Here is a 16692-nt window from a genome sequence, read left to right on the forward strand (position 1 = left end):
CGCCTTTGAGTTGCAGTTGTGAAACTAATAGTAGCAATTGCCGTTAATCCACGTTACGGATCTAAGCGAATGTATATTTTTACATTAATTTAGGGTGGTACCGCGGGAATCTATAACCTCTCGTCCCTTTCTAGGGATGAGAGGTTTTTTGTATTTTGGGCGGTGAAAATAAATAGAATTTCAAGGAGGGTATCTCATGAGCTTTAATCATCAAGACATTGAGAAGAAGTGGCAAGGGTACTGGGAAGAGAATAAAACATTCCGTACGCCAGATGAGACAGAAAAACCAAAATTTTATGCACTAGATATGTTCCCATATCCATCAGGTGCAGGCTTACACGTAGGACATCCAGAAGGTTATACAGCGACAGATATTTTATCTCGTATGAAGCGTATGCAAGGATATAACGTTCTTCATCCAATGGGATGGGATGCATTTGGTCTTCCAGCAGAGCAATATGCACTTGATACTGGAAACAGCCCAGCAGAATTTACAGAGCATAATATTAATACGTTCCGTAACCAAATTAAATCATTAGGTTTCTCTTACGATTGGGACCGTGAAGTAAATACAACAGATCCAAACTACTATAAGTGGACACAATGGATCTTCCTGAAATTATTTGAAAAAGGTTTAGCTTACGTTGATGAAGTACCTGTAAACTGGTGCCCAGCACTTGGTACAGTACTTGCAAACGAAGAAATCATTGACGGTAAGAGTGAGCGTGGTGGACATCCAGTTGAGCGTCGTCCGATGAGACAGTGGATGTTAAAAATTACAGCTTACGGAGATCGTCTATTAGAAGATCTAGATGAGCTTGATTGGCCTGAAAGCTTAAAAGATATGCAACGTAACTGGATCGGTCGTTCTGAAGGCGCAGAAGTACACTTCAACATCGACGGTACAGACGAGAAGTTCACGGTGTTCACAACGCGCCCTGATACACTATTTGGTGCAACATACTGTGTACTTGCTCCGGAACATGCACTTGTTGCAGAAATTACAACAGCAGAACAAAAAGAAGCGGTAGAAGCTTACATTAACGCTGTAAAAATGAAGAGTGACCTAGAGCGTACAGAACTTGCGAAAGAGAAAACTGGTGTATTCACTGGTGCTTACGCAGTTAACCCAGTAAACGGTGAGAAATTACCAATCTGGATCGCTGACTATGTTCTTGCAACTTACGGAACAGGTGCTGTAATGGCAGTTCCAGCTCACGATGAGCGTGACTATGAATTCGCATCAGTATTTAATCTTCCAATGAAGGAAGTTGTAAAAGGCGGAGATATTACGAAAGAAGTGTACACAGGTGATGGTGCACACGTAAACTCAGCATTCCTTGATGGATTAAATAAAGAAGAAGCAATCGCAAAAATGATTGAATGGCTTGAAGCAACGAGCGCAGGAAATCAAAAAGTAACGTACCGTCTACGTGACTGGTTATTCAGCCGTCAACGTTACTGGGGTGAACCAATTCCAGTAATTCACTGGGAAGATGGTACAATGACAGCTGTGAAAGAAGAGGAATTACCATTAGTTCTTCCGAAAACAGAAAACATCCGTCCTTCAGGTACAGGTGAATCACCACTTGCTAACATTGACGAGTGGGTAAATGTTGTTGATCCTGAGACTGGTAAAAAAGGTCGTCGTGAAACGAACACAATGCCGCAATGGGCTGGTAGTTGCTGGTACTACCTACGTTACATCGATCCAAACAATAGCGAAGCACTTGTAGATCCTGAAAAAGTAAAACAATGGCTTCCAGTTGATATTTATATCGGTGGTGCAGAACATGCTGTACTTCACTTACTATATGCTCGTTTCTGGCATAAAGTATTATACGATATCGGTGTAGTTCCAACGAAAGAGCCGTTCCAACAATTATTCAACCAAGGTATGATTCTAGGTGAAAACAACGAGAAAATGAGTAAGTCAAAAGGTAACGTTGTAAATCCTGATGATATCGTAGCAAGCCACGGTGCAGATACACTTCGTCTATACGAAATGTTCATGGGCCCATTAGATGCTTCAATCGCTTGGTCTGAAAATGGTCTTGACGGAGCTCGTCGTTTCTTAGACCGCGTATGGCGTCTATTCGTTCAAGATAACGGTGAATTAAGTGAGAAAATTACTGACGCACCAAATAAAGAGCTTGAAAAAGCTTACCACCAAACAGTGAAGAAAGTAACAGAAGACTATGCAGAGCTTCGCTTCAACACAGCGATTTCTCAAATGATGGTATTCATCAACGATGCATACAAAGCTGAAACACTTCCAAAAGAATATGTAGAAGGTTTCGTAAAAATGATTGCACCAGTTGCACCTCATATTGGGGAAGAGCTATGGAGCAAACTTGGATACAATGAAACAATCACATATGCAAGCTGGCCAACATTTGATGAGTCTAAACTTGTAGAAGATGAAGTTGAAATCGTTGTTCAAGTTATGGGCAAAGTTCGCGCAAAACTAACAATGAGTAAAGACGCATCAAAAGAAGAAATGGAACAACTTGCACTTGAAGCAATTCAAGACCAAATTGAAGGGAAAACAGTTCGTAAAGTAATTGTTGTTCCTGGAAAACTTGTTAACGTTGTTGCAAACTAAATCATTTAAAAAAGCTCAGAGCGTTTATGCTCTGAGCTTTTTTGTGTAGAAAATAATCTCAGGGTCACCTTCATCTAAATTTTCAATTATTCCACTACGTACAAATAAAAGAGCGGAATTCCAATACAGACAAACACCTATTTTTCTATAGGAAATATGATAAAAAAGGTAGGCTAAATTGAGTAGAAGAGGTGAAAGGAATGAAAGGGATGGACAATAATGCACCACATGGTTTCTTCGGGAGTGGGTCGGATAGTTATGAACAAATGATGTTAATGGGAGGAGGACAACAAGGATACGGTGGAATTCCGAGCTGGATGGGCGGAACATCTGGAGGGTTTTCTACATCAGTAGCGGGTGTACAAACTGGAATTCCAACATTAACAGGAGGATTTCCATCATCGGTAGCCGGAGTGCAAACTGGAATCCCGACATTTGTTGGCGGAGCAGCGGGAGGAGTACCAGTAGGCGTACCAACTGCATTTCCATCTTTCGTTGGAGGAGTACAGACAGGATTTCCTGTACCAGGAGTAGGTGTTGTAGCAGGAGGAGTAGGTGGATATCCGCAGGGTGTTCACGGTCATCATGTACATCACCATCACCAAGGCCACCACGGTCAACATGGTCATCACCACCACCAAGGCCACCACGGTCATCATCATCATCAAGGCCAACATGGCCATCATGGTCATCATGGTCATCACCACCATCAAGGTCATCACCATCATCAAGGTCAACATGGTCATCAGGGGCAACAAGTACATCACCAAGGCCACCACCACATTCATCCGCAAGCTGTTCTTTATCAAACTCATCAAGGCCAACACGGTCACCATGGACAGCACCACCAAGGCCAACATCATGGACACCATCACCAAGGCCATCAAGGCCATCAAGGCCAACACGGTCATCATGGGCACCATGGCCAGCACCATGGCCAGCATCATGGCCACCACGGTCAACAGCACCAACAGCACCAACAATATCAGCAATATCAACAACAGCAACAATCTTCTCCTTGGACAGGTGGAATTGGAGCAGGGGCAGCAGGGGCAGCGGCAGGAGCAGCTAGTATTAGTGGAGCAGCAGGACACGCGGGGCACGTGGGTCATTAATGAGCTACAGAAAAAAAGACATAATAAAAAACTGCTAGGAAATCCTAGCAGTTTTTTTCAGCTTCTTGGCGCTGACGTTCGATTTCAGCACGAAGTTGTGGCTCTGGTGCTTGCCAGCCTTCTGGTTTTAAAATTTTGCCGTCGCCTTCGCGGAAGCGAGGTTTTCCATCAGGGAATAGCTTTGCCATGTTTGCGTTATTTACAATTTCAAATCCTTTATCAGGACGTACGCCCATTTCTGCAAACGTGCCGAATGCAAAGTAAATAAGGTCAATCAGTGCATCGTATTGATCTTCAACAGTCGTTGCCTCTAGAAATTCTTCTAGTTCTTCCTGCATAAAACTCGCACGGATTTTTGCACGCTCTTCTGTTAATTTTGTTGGAGTATTTGTCACAGGATGTCCGAATACTTCATGCATTTTCGCAACAAGTTCGTATCCTTTATCTAAACCTTTTTCGTTTGTCATGTTGTTTCATCCTTTCTTACGTTATGCCGAAGTTTATTGTAACATAAGGTGATTATGAAATGAAAAGAACATCTTATCGAAATAAGATGTTCGCTCGTTATTCTTCTTTTTTTATTAAAAGGGATGAAATAAGATCGATGCCAAAAATACCGACCAGTAACATTGGTATAACGACAAGCAAGTAACGTGTGAAGGAAACATTTTTTAAGTATGTATGAGCAAATAAAAAGACGCCGAGAAATAAAATACCATTTAAAATAGGCTTTACTAATTTTTTAGACATAAGCTCCCCCATAAATATCTTCTCTCTCTATTTGATAATAAAAAACTCCTCTCTCCGTTGTATCATGCTGGAGAGAGGAGTTCAATCATTTCTCATTCAATGACACCAGAATTTGTAATATTTACGGTGTATTTTATATGAACTGGAACATCTTTATACATTTGTCTCCATTCTTCTAATTTGAATGGGCGATAATGTTGCTTATACTTTGCACCTAGCCCGAGAGGATCGACGTTTAAAGATTTAAACTGCTTAATTAATTTGGCAGCCTGTATGTCCAATTGTTTTTGGACATTTTTTTCAATCTTTTTTGTGTTCTTGTTATTTTCTAAGTTAATTTGTTTCGATAGTTCTTGAATACGTGCATCAAGACGAACGTTAATGAAAAAAGAAGGCTTTCCGTTTTTAATTTTTATATCGTAAGTTGGAACAGAACGAATATTATTAATCATTACGTACGCAGAATCTGTTTTAAATTCATGTGAATCTAATTTATGTTTCTCTAATAGTCCTTTAAATATGAACATATCTTTTTCCGCAATTTTACCGATATATTTATCCTTTTTAAAAAGGCCAATTCCGGTAATTTTTATTTTATCACCATGCTTCTTTAGAATGGGAATATAGTAGTCTTTTCCTTCTTGATAATAGCGAAATGCTCCTATATGTAGATTATCCGCTGGTAAAGGTCCGGTCTCCATGTTATGTTCTAGCAATTTTTTTATATAAATTGCAACGTTGTATGAAGTCGAATATTTGCCTTTTAAAAGTTCAGTACCATTCCCATCTAATAAAGCAGCATATAAAGCGTTCCCTATATTCACATCTCGAAGTAATGTATCGAATGAAGTAGACATTCCTGTTTTGGCAAGTCTTATTGTATATAGAGCGACACGCATTTGTCCGCTAGCAAATGGTTGAGAAGACTCTAAAGATGTGTCTGCTTTTACTTGTTTTACCGCATTTGCACTGCCTTCAAAAACTTGAACTTTATTTCCTTTTTTCTGAATGGGACAAACGAATGTCACTTTTACTTTATTATCTTTTGCGACATCAAAAACGCTTCCTTGAATAAGTTGTACATCATCGATAATATTTTTTTGTAAACATCCAGTTAGACTGAAGAATGTTATACAAGAAATAAGTATTAATTTACTTGTGCTTTTGATTTTTTCCATTTTCTTTTCACCCACACAATAATAAATAGGATTGGGATGTATACATAAATGAGCCAAGAACTAACTTTTGACGCATTACTAATAAAATTATTAATATCATGTCTGTTTGTTAAAAGTTGTGAAACAATGACAGTGATAAGGAAGAAAGCAATTAGAACACCTCTTTGTTTCACGCGAAATATTTCGTGAGTTCCTCTCGTTGCCGCCCATAAAGGAAGGATGAAACTTGTAATAATAACGAGTGCATAAGCCGAAATTGCAATATATTCTAGCCTTTCTATGAATGGTAATTGAATGACTTGGGTCATAGAAAGTTGTGCCCATATTGTTTTTAACAACTGCTTCTCACTAAAAAAGGTAAAGGCTAAAAGGGTACTAAATAAATATAAAAGGTTTGAAAATAGTGCTCCGTATTGAGCGAATTTATGAGATTGCATAGGTTTTTTCACAAAAGGATAAACCATGAGATAAATCTCAAACCCTGTCATACTGTAGATTGACAGATGCGCTGCTTTTAAAATATCTGAAAAAGAATGTGTAAATATAGGAAGTAAATTATCCCAATGTGAGTATTTCAAAACAAATAGGCTAAGAAATAAATAGCCCAATGTACCGCCAACTGAGATTACGCAAATACCGGTAATGACACGAAATCCAGAGGAAATAATGTAATAACTAACTAAGCATAAAAAGAGTGTTAACATAAAGGTGGAAGCGGTCGGAAACATCCATACTTGAATAATTTCAACATATGTTCGGATGACCGAAATACTAACGATTAAAAAATAAGCCATAAAGATGATGCTAATGCCATTTCCTAGCCATTTTCCAAATGTTTGCCGATGTAAATCAACTAAATTCCCATTTGTTTCTTTTAATAAGACATACATCATCCATATAAGAATATGGATGAAAATTCCTGTGATTATAACCCCCATCCAGCCGTCGTATCCAGCAGCTTTTGCGATAATTCGAGCGAATCCGAGAACTCCAGCACCAAACTGTGCACCGTGAATTAAGAAGAAAACAAAGATAGGAGATATTTGATATTTTTCTTGAACTTTACTCATCAATGCACCTCATTTCTCAATCATCAAAATCTGATCTATGTTTTGTTGAAATTCCTTTCGCTGCTTTTTTTACATGTTGTGGCCTTGCTTGTACATCTCTTGTATCAATCATTGTTAATGGAAAACGGATCCAAGAATCTTTAACTGATTGTTGCCTTGTCGGATAAAATAAAGCGTACGGCTTACGTAAGGAAGTAAGCCGGAATAGATGAGTAAATAAGAAGATAAATCCAAGAGAAATCCCGAACAATCCACCTATTTCTGCAAACATAAGAAAAGGAAAGCGTAGTAATCGAACAGCGTTACCCATTTTATAAATAGGTGTAATAAAAGAAGCGAGTGCTGATAGTGCAACGATAATTAATAAAATGTTACTCGTTAACCCAGCTTGTACAGATGCTTGCCCGATTACGATACCGCCTACAATACCGAGTGTTTGTCCAACTTTCATCGGTAACCTTGCGCCGGCTTCTCTTAATAAATCAATTGCGAGTTCTAAAAAGAGCGCTTCAATTAAAGGTGGGAATGGTACTTGTGCCCTTGATAAAATTAAAGTTTCAAGTAAATCACTTGGAATAAGTTCATAATGATAATTTAAAACTGCAACGTATAACGGTGTAGCACAAATTGAAAATAGAACGGCGATTAATCTTAAAATCCTTGAAAATGTAGCGTATAGCCAAGAGACGTTATAGTCTTCTGGTGAAATGAAAAAATCGAAATAGGATACAGGTGTTAGTAAAACGCTTGGAGAACCATCAACAAAAATAGCGATTTTCCCATCAATTAGTGCTTTTGTGACTCTATCAGTACGTTCTGTATTGATATAGAGAGGGAAAATCGATTTTTCACCCATTAATTCTTGTATATAAGCACTATCATTAATTTGATCATATTCAAGAGCGCGTAATGATTCCTCGAGAAAATCTACATTATCTTTTTCAGCGAGGTTGTCTAAATACATCATGACAACTTTTGTTTTGGAAAACTCGCCGATAATCATTTCTTTAGTTTGTAAATCTAAAACAGGAAGACGTTTTCGAACTAAATTAATGTTCGTATCAATATCCTCTACGAAACCTTCTTGCGGACCAATAACAGTTGATTCGTTTAAAGGAGGGGTTGGCGCACGATAATTATCAATTGCAATGTTTGCAAGCATACATTTTTGATCTTGCTGATTTAATTGAATGATCGCATGCCCCTTTAAAACCATATCCTCAATTTTTTGTAAATCGTTCGTAATTGTAATGCCGCTCATCGGAATATGTTCTTTTAGTTGTTCTAGAGAAGCACAAGGTTTCTCTAAAAGAGTAGGCATTAAATATTTCTGTAATTTCTCTCCATCAAGTGAAGGGCGATAGTAAGAAATCCAATAAGGCATCGTTTCATCGTCAGATGTATGGTAATTAATAAAATCACTAGACTTTTTAAGTTTCTCTATTAAATCTTGTAGGGAATGAATACGGTCTTTTTCTGGTTTTGTAAAGTCATAAATACTATTACCTCCAGAGCTTTGTTGCTTACTTTGAGAAGGTTCATCTTGCTTAGTATTTTGTTTTTTATCCTGAGAAGAATCACCTTGCTTAGCGCTTTGTTGCTTATCCTGAGAGGAATCCTCTTGCTTAGCGCTTTGTTGCTTATCCTGAGAGGAATCCTCTTGTTTAGCACTTTGTTGTTTATCTTGAGAGGAATCACCTTGCTTAGCGCTTTGTTGCTTATCCTGAGAGGAGTCCTCTTGTTTAGCTTGTTGCTTATCCTGAGAGGAGTCCTCTTGTTTAGCACTTTGTTGCTTATCCTGAGAGGAATCCTCTTGTTTAGCACTTTGTTGCTTACCTTGAGAGGAATCCTTTTGTTTAGAGCTTTGTTGTTTATTCTGAGAAGAATCCTCTTGTTTAGCACTTTGTTGCTTATCCTGAGAGGAATCTTTTTGCTCGTTATTTTTACCCTTATTATGTTTCATACTTCTAGTCTGTTCTTCGTTATCACCCTCTTGATTGTTAGAATGCTGCTCCCAGTTATCTGTTTCGTTTGCTTCTGGTGTATTTGATTTTTTTTTCTTACGTAACCAATTCCAAATCATATGTACGCCCTCTTTAATCTTGTAATATAGTGCTATTTTGTGGCTAATTTTGTATATTATTCATTTATTTATGAAAAGAAGAAGGAGATTAGTTTGCACAGAAAAAAGTCTTTAGTAAGCAGTTCATACTATAACGGGGAGAGGGAGAGTCTGTGCAAATTGTAAAAAAAGAGAAATTTGTTTTAAAAGAGTTTGCGTTTGAAAATGGCAGAGAAATTCCTGTTCAAATGGGATACGAGACATATGGTACGTTAAATAGAGAAAGGTCAAATGTGATTTTGGTTTGTCATTATTTTAGTGCAACAAGTCATGCGGCAGGAAAATATACAGTGCATGATGAGGAGTCTGGTTGGTGGGATGGGCTCATTGGACCTGGGAAAGCAATTGATACAAATAAGTATTTTGTTATATGTACGGATAATCTTTGTAATGTGCAGGCGAGGAATCCATATGTGATTACAACAGGACCGAAATCGATTAATCCAGAAACTGGAGAAGAATATGCTATGGATTTTCCGGTTTTTACATTTCTTGATGTAGCTCGTATGCAATATGAGTTAATAAAAGGTATGGGAATTTCAAGGTTACACGCTGTAATCGGACCGTCGGCGGGGGGAATGATTGCACAACAATGGGCGGTTCACTATCCACATATGGTAGAGCGGATGATTGGCGTTATTACGAACCCACAAAATCCAATTATTACGTCAGTAAACGTAGCGCAAAATGCGATTGAGGCAATTCAACTGGATCCAAGTTGGAAAGATGGAAAATATGGAGAAGAGCAGCCTATAAAGGGGCTTCATTTAGCGAGTAGAATGATGTTTATGAATGCGTTTGATGAGCATTTTTATGAAATGGCATTTCCTCGTAATAATATCGAGATAGAACCTTATGAAAAGTTTTCTACATTAACATCATTTGAAAAAGAGATAAATACAGCGACATATAGAAGTATAGAGTTAGTAGATGCAAATTCATGGATGTATACTGCGAAGGCAGTTTTATTGCATGATATTGCACATGGGTTTTCTTCACTAGAAGAATCTCTTTCTAACATAGAAGCGAATGTACTTATGATTCCGTGTAAACAAGATTTGCTTCAGCCTTCTCGTTATAATTATAAAATGGTAGATATTTTGCAAAAACAAGGAAAATATGCGGAAGTGTATGAGATAGAAAGTATAAATGGGCATATGGCAGGAGCATTTGATATTCATTTATTTGAAAAAAAGGTTTATGAATTTTTGAATCGGAAAGTATCTAGTTTTGTGTAAAAGACAAATGATGGGGAAAAGGTGCAATGTTTGTAGTAGGCACCTTTTTTTACATAATTTGTAGACGGAAAATATATGTAGCGATTGCTATACCGAAAAACGCTATGCTAAGCAATAGAAATAAGAATGACATTTCTTGTGGGGAGTTTATTTTTCTATTATTTTTCATACTAAGAGCAATAATTGCAGCGAGTAAGAACACAATGCCCATAATGAAAAGAAAAAGCGTCATTTTAATCGACTCCTTTCATAAAACAAGTATATTGAGGATACAATGTGCTAGTTATGTTTGTAAAGAATAAATTTTTAGAGAAAATTGAGAAATAGTTTTTCGATTCTTTGCGTTCTTTCTTTTGCGTGCTAAAATTGGTAGAGAATGTTTGTGAAAAAGAAACTAAAGGTTTTATTGTATATAAGGAGGAACTACATATGACAGAAGTTAATACAATTACTACAGAAGAGGTACAAGAGCGTTTAGAAAATGGAGAAACGTTATTTCTAGTAGACGTAAGAGAAGATGAAGAAGTAGCGGCAGGAAAGATTCCAGAAGCTGTACATATTAAAATGGGCGATATCCCACATAAAGTAGATTTCTTTAATAAAGAGAATGAATATATCTTTATTTGTCGTTCGGGAATGCGCAGTGAAAATGTATGTCATTATTTAAATGAGCAAGGGTTTAAAACAGTGAACATGGTTGGCGGTATGCTTCAATATGAAGGTGAAACGAAATAGTTAATAGTTAAAAACTTGAAGCGAGTCTGTTTCAAGTTTTTTTCTTTTGCATACAGTATAAAAAAGGAGGAGGAGGGGGAAATGGGAATTAATTTGCGTAAAGTGAAAATTATTAATAATACAGGCGCTGTTAATGTCGGTGACTGTTATGATATCTCGCCTTTAGCTGTGGCGAAAGTATATGCAGGTGCTGGAGGATCGAGTGCGGCTATTTTTTTAAATGGAAAAAGGCAGCCAGAAGCGGTGATTAGAACATCGGTATTTCTTCCGCCTTTGGCAACAAGTACACGTACGTTAGGTTCATAAAGGAAAGGTAGAGTGTAATTATGCCTGCGCATATAAAAGAATTTGTTATTGTTAATAATACTGGGAATATATTTACAGGTGATAATTTGAGTGATACTTCATTTACTGCTTCGAAATCATATAGTGGTTCAATGGGGTGCACTTGGATTGATGTTGTTACAGTAATAGGGACGGAGACGAAGCTTTGTTTACAGCCGGGTGATTCGGTGACGACAACATATACAAGAGGCACTCCTGCTGGTACTGTAACAGGAACAAATATGGGGCAAAGTGTAAATGCATCGGGTATAGCACAAGCTGTCCCTAATACAGATAATATGGATTCAATTGCAGGACTCCCTTAAGGAATTAAGGGAGTTTTTATTTATTTGAAATAAAAATAGTCTTGGAGATTATTTTTGTAAATAGATTAAGAAGAGGTTTATTTATTATGAAAAAGACGGTTTGTAGGTGGTGAAAGTGTGAAGAATCGTGATAATAATCGGAAGCAAAATTCGTTAAGCTCTAATTTTAGAATTCCACCCGAACTTATTGGACCTACTTTCCCCCCTGTTCCAACTGGATTTACAGGTATAGGGATTACTGGTCCAACAGGTCCACAAGGTCCGACTGGACCGCAAGGACCGAGAGGATTTCAAGGTCCAATGGGGGAGATGGGTCCGACTGGACCTCAAGGTGTGCAAGGGATTCAAGGGCCAGTTGGACCAATAGGCGCAACGGGACCAGAAGGGCAGCAGGGAGCACAAGGATTGAGAGGACCACAAGGAGGAACTGGAGCGACAGGACCTCAAGGGGTGCAAGGGTTACAAGGTCCGATTGGTCCAACGGGAGCGACTGGGGCACAAGGTATACAAGGAATACAGGGATTACAGGGGCCAATTGGAGCGACGGGACCTGAGGGACCTCAAGGAATTCAAGGCGTCCAAGGGTTACCGGGTGCAACTGGTCCACAAGGAATACAAGGAGCACAAGGGATACAAGGAACACAAGGACCGAGTGGAAATACAGGTGCAACCGGAGCAACGGGTCAGGGGCTAACAGGTCCGACTGGAATAACAGGCCCAACAGGGATAACTGGACCATCTGGAGGACCTCCTGGTCCAACGGGGCCAACTGGTGCGACAGGTCCGGGTGGCGGACCGAGTGGAAGTACAGGTGCGACTGGAGCAACGGGAAGTACTGGGGCTACAGGAAGTACAGGGGGAACAGGAGCAACGGGAACTACAGGTCCGACTGGAAGTACGGGAGCACAGGGCTTGCAAGGAATACAAGGAATTCAAGGGCCAATTGGCCCAACAGGTCCAGAAGGACCGCAGGGGATTCAAGGTATTCCTGGTCCGACAGGAATAACTGGTGAACAAGGAATCCAAGGAGTTCAGGGTATTCAAGGGGGAACGGGAGCAACAGGAGATCAAGGTCCACAAGGTATACAGGGGGCTATAGGTCCTCAAGGGGCCACAGGAGCAACAGGAGATCAAGGTCCACAAGGAATTCAAGGAGTACCAGGGCCATCAGGAGCAACAGGACTACAAGGAGTTCAAGGGATACAAGGTCCAATGGGCGATATAGGACCAACAGGTCCAGAAGGCCCAGAGGGACTTCAGGGCCCGCAAGGAATACAAGGAGTACCGGGGCCAGCTGGAGCAACGGGTCCAGAGGGGCCACAGGGGATACAAGGCATTCAAGGACCGGTAGGAGCAACAGGCTCACAAGGTCCCCAAGGAATTCAGGGAATTCAAGGTGTGCAAGGGATAACGGGAGCAACAGGAGTACAAGGAGCAACTGGAATTCAAGGTATACAAGGAGAAATAGGAGCAACGGGTCCAGAGGGTCCCCAAGGAGTGCAAGGTGCTCAAGGGGGGATTGGCCCAACAGGTCCGATGGGTCCCCAAGGAGTGCAAGGAATCCAAGGCATTCAAGGAGCGACGGGTGCACAAGGAGTGCAAGGTCCTCAAGGAATACAAGGAATCCAAGGTCCGACGGGGGCCACAGGAGATACGGGAGCAACAGGGGCGACAGGGGAAGGAACTACAGGCCCAACTGGAATAACGGGAGCAACAGGGGTAACGGGACCTTCTGGAGGACCAGCAGGACCGTCCGGCCCAACAGGGCCATCAGGTCCGACGGGAGTAACTGGTCCATCGGGTGGACCACCTGGCCCGACAGGAGCAACTGGTGCGACAGGAGTAACAGGGGATACCGGGGCGACAGGCTCAACTGGAGTGACAGGAGCGACAGGAGAAACGGGAGCAACCGGAGTGACAGGGTTACAAGGTCCCCAAGGAATCCAAGGTGTGCAAGGAGATATTGGTCCAACTGGTCCGCAAGGGATACAAGGTCCGCAAGGGATACAAGGAGTAACTGGTGCGACAGGAGATCAAGGCCCACAGGGAATCCAAGGCCCGCAAGGCGACATAGGTCCAACTGGTCCCCAAGGAATTCAAGGGTTACAAGGTCCCCAAGGGATTCAAGGAGCAACCGGAGCCACTGGAGCACAAGGTCCACAGGGTATTCAAGGAATACAAGGAATTCAAGGTCCGACAGGCCCACAAGGCCCAACTGGAATCCAAGGGGTACAAGGAGAGATAGGTCCAACCGGTCCACAAGGTGTGCAAGGATTGCAAGGCCCACAAGGTCCGACAGGGGACACAGGGGCAACGGGAGCACAAGGTCCCCAAGGAGTTCAAGGGATACAAGGCCCAACGGGAGCTACAGGAGCAACCGGATCGACAGGTCCACAAGGAATTCAAGGCCCGCAAGGAATCCAAGGTCCAGCGGGGGCAACTGGAGCAACGGGTTCACAAGGTCCAACTGGAGATACAGGTCCAACCGGCTCACAAGGAATCCAAGGTCCAACTGGTCCAACCGGAGCTGGAGCAACCGGAGCCACAGGAGCGACCGGGGTGACCGGAGTCAGTACAACTGCAACGTATGCGTTTGCGAATAATACATCAGGAAGTGTTATTTCTGTTTTGTTAGGTGGCACGAATATTCCGTTACCAAACAATCAAAATATTGGACCAGGAATAACCGTTAGTGGTGGAAATACTGTATTTACAGTTGCGAATGCAGGAAACTATTATATAGCCTATACAATTAATTTAACGGCAGGATTACTTGTAAGTTCTCGTATAACTGTAAATGGCAGTCCGCTTGCGGGAACGATAAACTCCCCGGCAGTCGCTACTGGTTCATTTAGTGCAACAATAATTGCTAACTTGCCTGCTGGAGCTGCAGTTAGCTTACAATTATTTGGAGTAGTTGCGTTAGCTACATTATCTACGGCAACGCCAGGGGCTACTCTAACTATTATTAGATTAAGTTAATAAGCAGAAAACCTTGAAACTTTTATGTTTCAAGGTTTTTTATCCTTGTATTTGTAAGTAAACCTCGTTAACCAGGGGGAGTGGATACCCTCTAATTATTTAAAGTTTCACTTTATTCACTTGAGCAAAAACATCGCAGTTCGAAAATATATTATAATAGAATGAAAAGAAAGAAATTTGGCAGAAAGGGAGGGTGGCGATGCAGGAGATGGTTAAAGATTTTTTTGGACGCCCACTTCAAGATTTACGTATATCTGTCATTGATCGTTGCAATTTTAGATGTACATATTGTATGCCGGCGGAAATATTTGGGCCAGATTATGCTTTTTTGAAAGATGAGTTTTTACTAACTTTTGATGAAATTGAGCGTTTGGCAAAATTATTTGTTAACATCGGTGTACGAAAAATTAGAATTACTGGCGGTGAGCCACTACTTCGTAAAGATTTAGCAAAACTTATTGCACGTCTTGTGAAAATTGATGAGCTAATAGATATAGGGTTAACTACAAATGCTATCCATTTAACGAAACAAGCGAAGGCATTAAAAGAAGCTGGATTACATAGAGTGAATGTTAGTTTAGATGCGATAGATGACGACATATTTAAGAATATTAATGGTCGAAATATTAATACGAAACCGGTGATTAAGGGAATTATAGCAGCTAAAGAGGCGGGGCTGGAAGTAAAGGTAAATATGGTTGTGAAAAAAGGGATGAACGATCATCAAGTACTTCCGATGGCTGCGTATTTTAAAGAGCAAGGAATCACGCTTCGGTTTATTGAGTTTATGGATGTTGGTAGTACAAATGGGTGGAATTTTGATCAAGTCGTTACAAAGCGAGAATTGATTGAGATGATTCATAAGGTGTATCCGCTTGAGCCAGCTGAAGCCCATTACTTTGGTGAAGTTGCGAAGCGATATCGGTATGTTGGAACAAATGTTGAAGTTGGTTTTATTACATCTGTTTCTGAGTCATTTTGTGGCTCTTGTACGAGGGCGAGAATTTCGGCAGATGGAAAGTTTTATACGTGCTTATTTGCGACAGAGGGTTTGAATGTAAGAGAACTTCTTAGAGGAAATCTTTCGGATGAGGAGTTATTAAGTGTTATACAAGATGTATGGATGAATAGAAAAGATAGGTATTCGGATGAACGGACAGAAGAAAGTGCAAAAAATCGTCCGAAAATCGAAATGTCTTATATAGGAGGATAAGAAAGGGGGCTATCGCATGCAGGAGCGATATTCAAGACAAATATTATTTTCTGGTGTTGGAGAAGAAGGGCAGAGAAAAATAAGAGAGAAGCATGTGCTTATTATTGGTGCTGGTGCTCTCGGTGCGGCAAATGCAGAAGCGATTGTTAGAGCAGGGGTTGGAAAAGTAACGATTGCTGATCGTGATTATGTAGAATGGAGTAATTTACAAAGACAACAACTATACACAGAAGAAGATGCGAAGCAGTATAAACCGAAGGCGATAGCGGCTGCAGAACATTTACAAGCGATTAATTCTGAGGTGGAAATAAATCCGGTTGTGACGGATGTAACGGTGCAAGAAATGGAAGAGCTAGTGCGTGATGTAGATTTAATATTAGATGCGACAGATAATTTTGAAACGCGTCTTCTCATTAATGATATTTCACAAAAGTATAATATTCCGTGGATATATGGTGGTTGCGTCGGGAGTTACGGAGTAACGTATACAATTTTACCAGGGAAAACACCGTGTTTTCGCTGTTTAATGGAGCATCCGGCGAGCGGAGCAACATGTGACACAGCTGGTATTATACAACCGGCAGTACAATTAGTAGTTGCGCATCAAATTACGGAAGCGCTGAAAATATTAGTAGAAGACTTTGGGGCGCTTCGTGAAACGATGTTATCGTTTGATCTTTGGAATAATCAACAGATGGCATTTAAAGTGAATAGACAGAAAAAAGATACTTGTTTATCTTGCGGAAGGTTACGTACATATCCGAGTTTAACATTTGAAGCACAAACAAAAACAGAAGTGCTATGTGGGCGAAATACAGTACAAATTCGCCCAGGTGTGCGGAAGAATTTTAATTTAGAAGAAATTAAAAAGCGCTTACAAAGAAGCGTAGAGATAAAGGCGACACCTTATTTATTATCATTTCCGGTAGAAGAATATCGTTTTGTTTTATTTACAGATGGCAGGGCGTTTATTCATGGGACGAATGATATGAATGTAGCGAAAAGTTTATATGCAAGGTATATAGGTTGAACCT

General features: G+C 40.4%; 15 protein-coding genes, 1 pseudogene and 1 other annotated feature (1 of these 17 cut by a window edge). Of the genes and pseudogenes, 9 read left to right on the top strand and 7 right to left on the bottom strand.

What is annotated here, in order from left to right; genetic code table 11:
- Nucleotides 1–131 (top strand) — a binding site (T-box leader); it begins 89 nt to the left of the window's first position.
- A gap of 65 nt (nt 132–196) precedes the next feature.
- Nucleotides 197–2605 carry a leucine--tRNA ligase gene (gene leuS, locus IBT51_RS23510; RefSeq protein WP_063548820.1) on the top strand — a complete coding sequence of 803 codons (2409 nt, stop codon included), beginning with the start codon at nt 197–199 and terminating at the stop codon, nt 2603–2605.
- A gap of 24 nt (nt 2606–2629) precedes the next feature.
- Here the strand turns inward: leuS and IBT51_RS27130 are convergent.
- Nucleotides 2630–2710, bottom strand: a pseudogene (locus tag IBT51_RS27130) (GNAT family N-acetyltransferase); the annotation flags it as partial.
- Between the two features lie 95 nt (nt 2711–2805).
- Between IBT51_RS27130 and IBT51_RS23515 the strand changes: the two are divergent.
- Nucleotides 2806–3720, top strand: coding sequence for a hypothetical protein (locus IBT51_RS23515; protein WP_200483292.1), 915 nt, complete (start codon nt 2806–2808; stop codon nt 3718–3720).
- A gap of 44 nt (nt 3721–3764) precedes the next feature.
- On the opposite strand, the gene IBT51_RS23520 is transcribed toward IBT51_RS23515, so the two are convergent.
- From IBT51_RS23520 to IBT51_RS23540, 5 genes are all read right to left on the bottom strand, one after another.
- On the bottom strand, nt 3765–4187 hold the full coding sequence (locus IBT51_RS23520) for a pyrophosphohydrolase domain-containing protein (protein ID WP_000180554.1): 423 nt from the start codon (nt 4185–4187) through the stop codon (nt 3765–3767).
- 97 nt (nt 4188–4284) lie between these two features.
- Nucleotides 4285–4470 (bottom strand): hypothetical protein, encoded by a 186-nt coding sequence (locus tag IBT51_RS23525; protein WP_000038781.1) that lies wholly within the window; start codon nt 4468–4470, stop codon nt 4285–4287.
- A gap of 92 nt (nt 4471–4562) precedes the next feature.
- Nucleotides 4563–5648, bottom strand: a complete 1086-nt coding sequence (gene gerHC / locus IBT51_RS23530; RefSeq protein ID WP_197235282.1) for a spore germination protein GerHC — start codon at nt 5646–5648, stop codon at nt 4563–4565.
- On the bottom strand, nt 5618–6718 hold the full coding sequence (locus tag IBT51_RS23535; RefSeq protein WP_069356327.1) for a spore germination protein: 1101 nt from the start codon (nt 6716–6718) through the stop codon (nt 5618–5620). The genes gerHC and IBT51_RS23535 overlap by 31 nt, the downstream gene beginning before the upstream one ends.
- 16 nt (nt 6719–6734) lie before the next feature.
- Nucleotides 6735–8801: a spore germination protein gene (locus IBT51_RS23540; RefSeq protein ID WP_200458597.1), complete on the bottom strand. Its 2067-nt coding sequence runs from the start codon at nt 8799–8801 to the stop codon at nt 6735–6737.
- Nucleotides 8802–8953: 152 nt separating this feature from the next.
- Between IBT51_RS23540 and IBT51_RS23545 the strand changes: the two genes are divergently transcribed.
- Nucleotides 8954–10078 (top strand): homoserine O-acetyltransferase family protein, encoded by a 1125-nt coding sequence (locus tag IBT51_RS23545; RefSeq protein WP_197235280.1) that lies wholly within the window; start codon nt 8954–8956, stop codon nt 10076–10078.
- Nucleotides 10079–10127: 49 nt separating this feature from the next.
- Here the strand turns inward: IBT51_RS23545 and IBT51_RS23550 are convergent, their stop codons facing one another.
- Nucleotides 10128–10310, bottom strand: coding sequence for a hypothetical protein (locus tag IBT51_RS23550; protein ID WP_000171889.1), 183 nt, complete (start codon nt 10308–10310; stop codon nt 10128–10130).
- Between the two features lie 197 nt (nt 10311–10507).
- On the opposite strand from IBT51_RS23550, the gene IBT51_RS23555 reads away from it, so the two are divergent.
- From IBT51_RS23555 to IBT51_RS23580, 6 genes are all read left to right on the top strand, one after another.
- Entirely contained in the window at nt 10508–10813 is a 306-nt protein-coding gene (locus IBT51_RS23555; RefSeq protein WP_000141254.1) for a rhodanese-like domain-containing protein, read from the top strand.
- Nucleotides 10814–10894: 81 nt separating this feature from the next.
- Nucleotides 10895–11119 carry a spore germination protein gene (locus tag IBT51_RS23560; protein WP_000512463.1) on the top strand — a complete coding sequence of 75 codons (225 nt, stop codon included), beginning with the start codon at nt 10895–10897 and terminating at the stop codon, nt 11117–11119.
- A 20-nt stretch (nt 11120–11139) separates the two neighbouring features.
- Nucleotides 11140–11463 carry a hypothetical protein gene (locus IBT51_RS23565; RefSeq protein ID WP_001110852.1) on the top strand — a complete coding sequence of 108 codons (324 nt, stop codon included), beginning with the start codon at nt 11140–11142 and terminating at the stop codon, nt 11461–11463.
- A gap of 117 nt (nt 11464–11580) precedes the next feature.
- Nucleotides 11581–14445 (top strand): BclA-related collagen-like exosporium protein, encoded by a 2865-nt coding sequence (locus IBT51_RS27265; protein ID WP_200458596.1) that lies wholly within the window; start codon nt 11581–11583, stop codon nt 14443–14445.
- Between the two features lie 199 nt (nt 14446–14644).
- On the top strand, nt 14645–15658 hold the full coding sequence (moaA, locus tag IBT51_RS23575) for a GTP 3',8-cyclase MoaA (RefSeq protein WP_069356324.1): 1014 nt from the start codon (nt 14645–14647) through the stop codon (nt 15656–15658).
- Nucleotides 15659–15674: 16 nt separating this feature from the next.
- Nucleotides 15675–16688 carry a molybdopterin-synthase adenylyltransferase MoeB gene (locus tag IBT51_RS23580; protein ID WP_016080015.1) on the top strand — a complete coding sequence of 338 codons (1014 nt, stop codon included), beginning with the start codon at nt 15675–15677 and terminating at the stop codon, nt 16686–16688.
- Nucleotides 16689–16692 lie beyond the last annotated feature (4 nt).

This window comes from Bacillus sp. S71, from assembly GCF_016625265.1.
Classification (GTDB): domain Bacteria; phylum Bacillota; class Bacilli; order Bacillales; family Bacillaceae_G; genus Bacillus_A; species Bacillus_A cereus.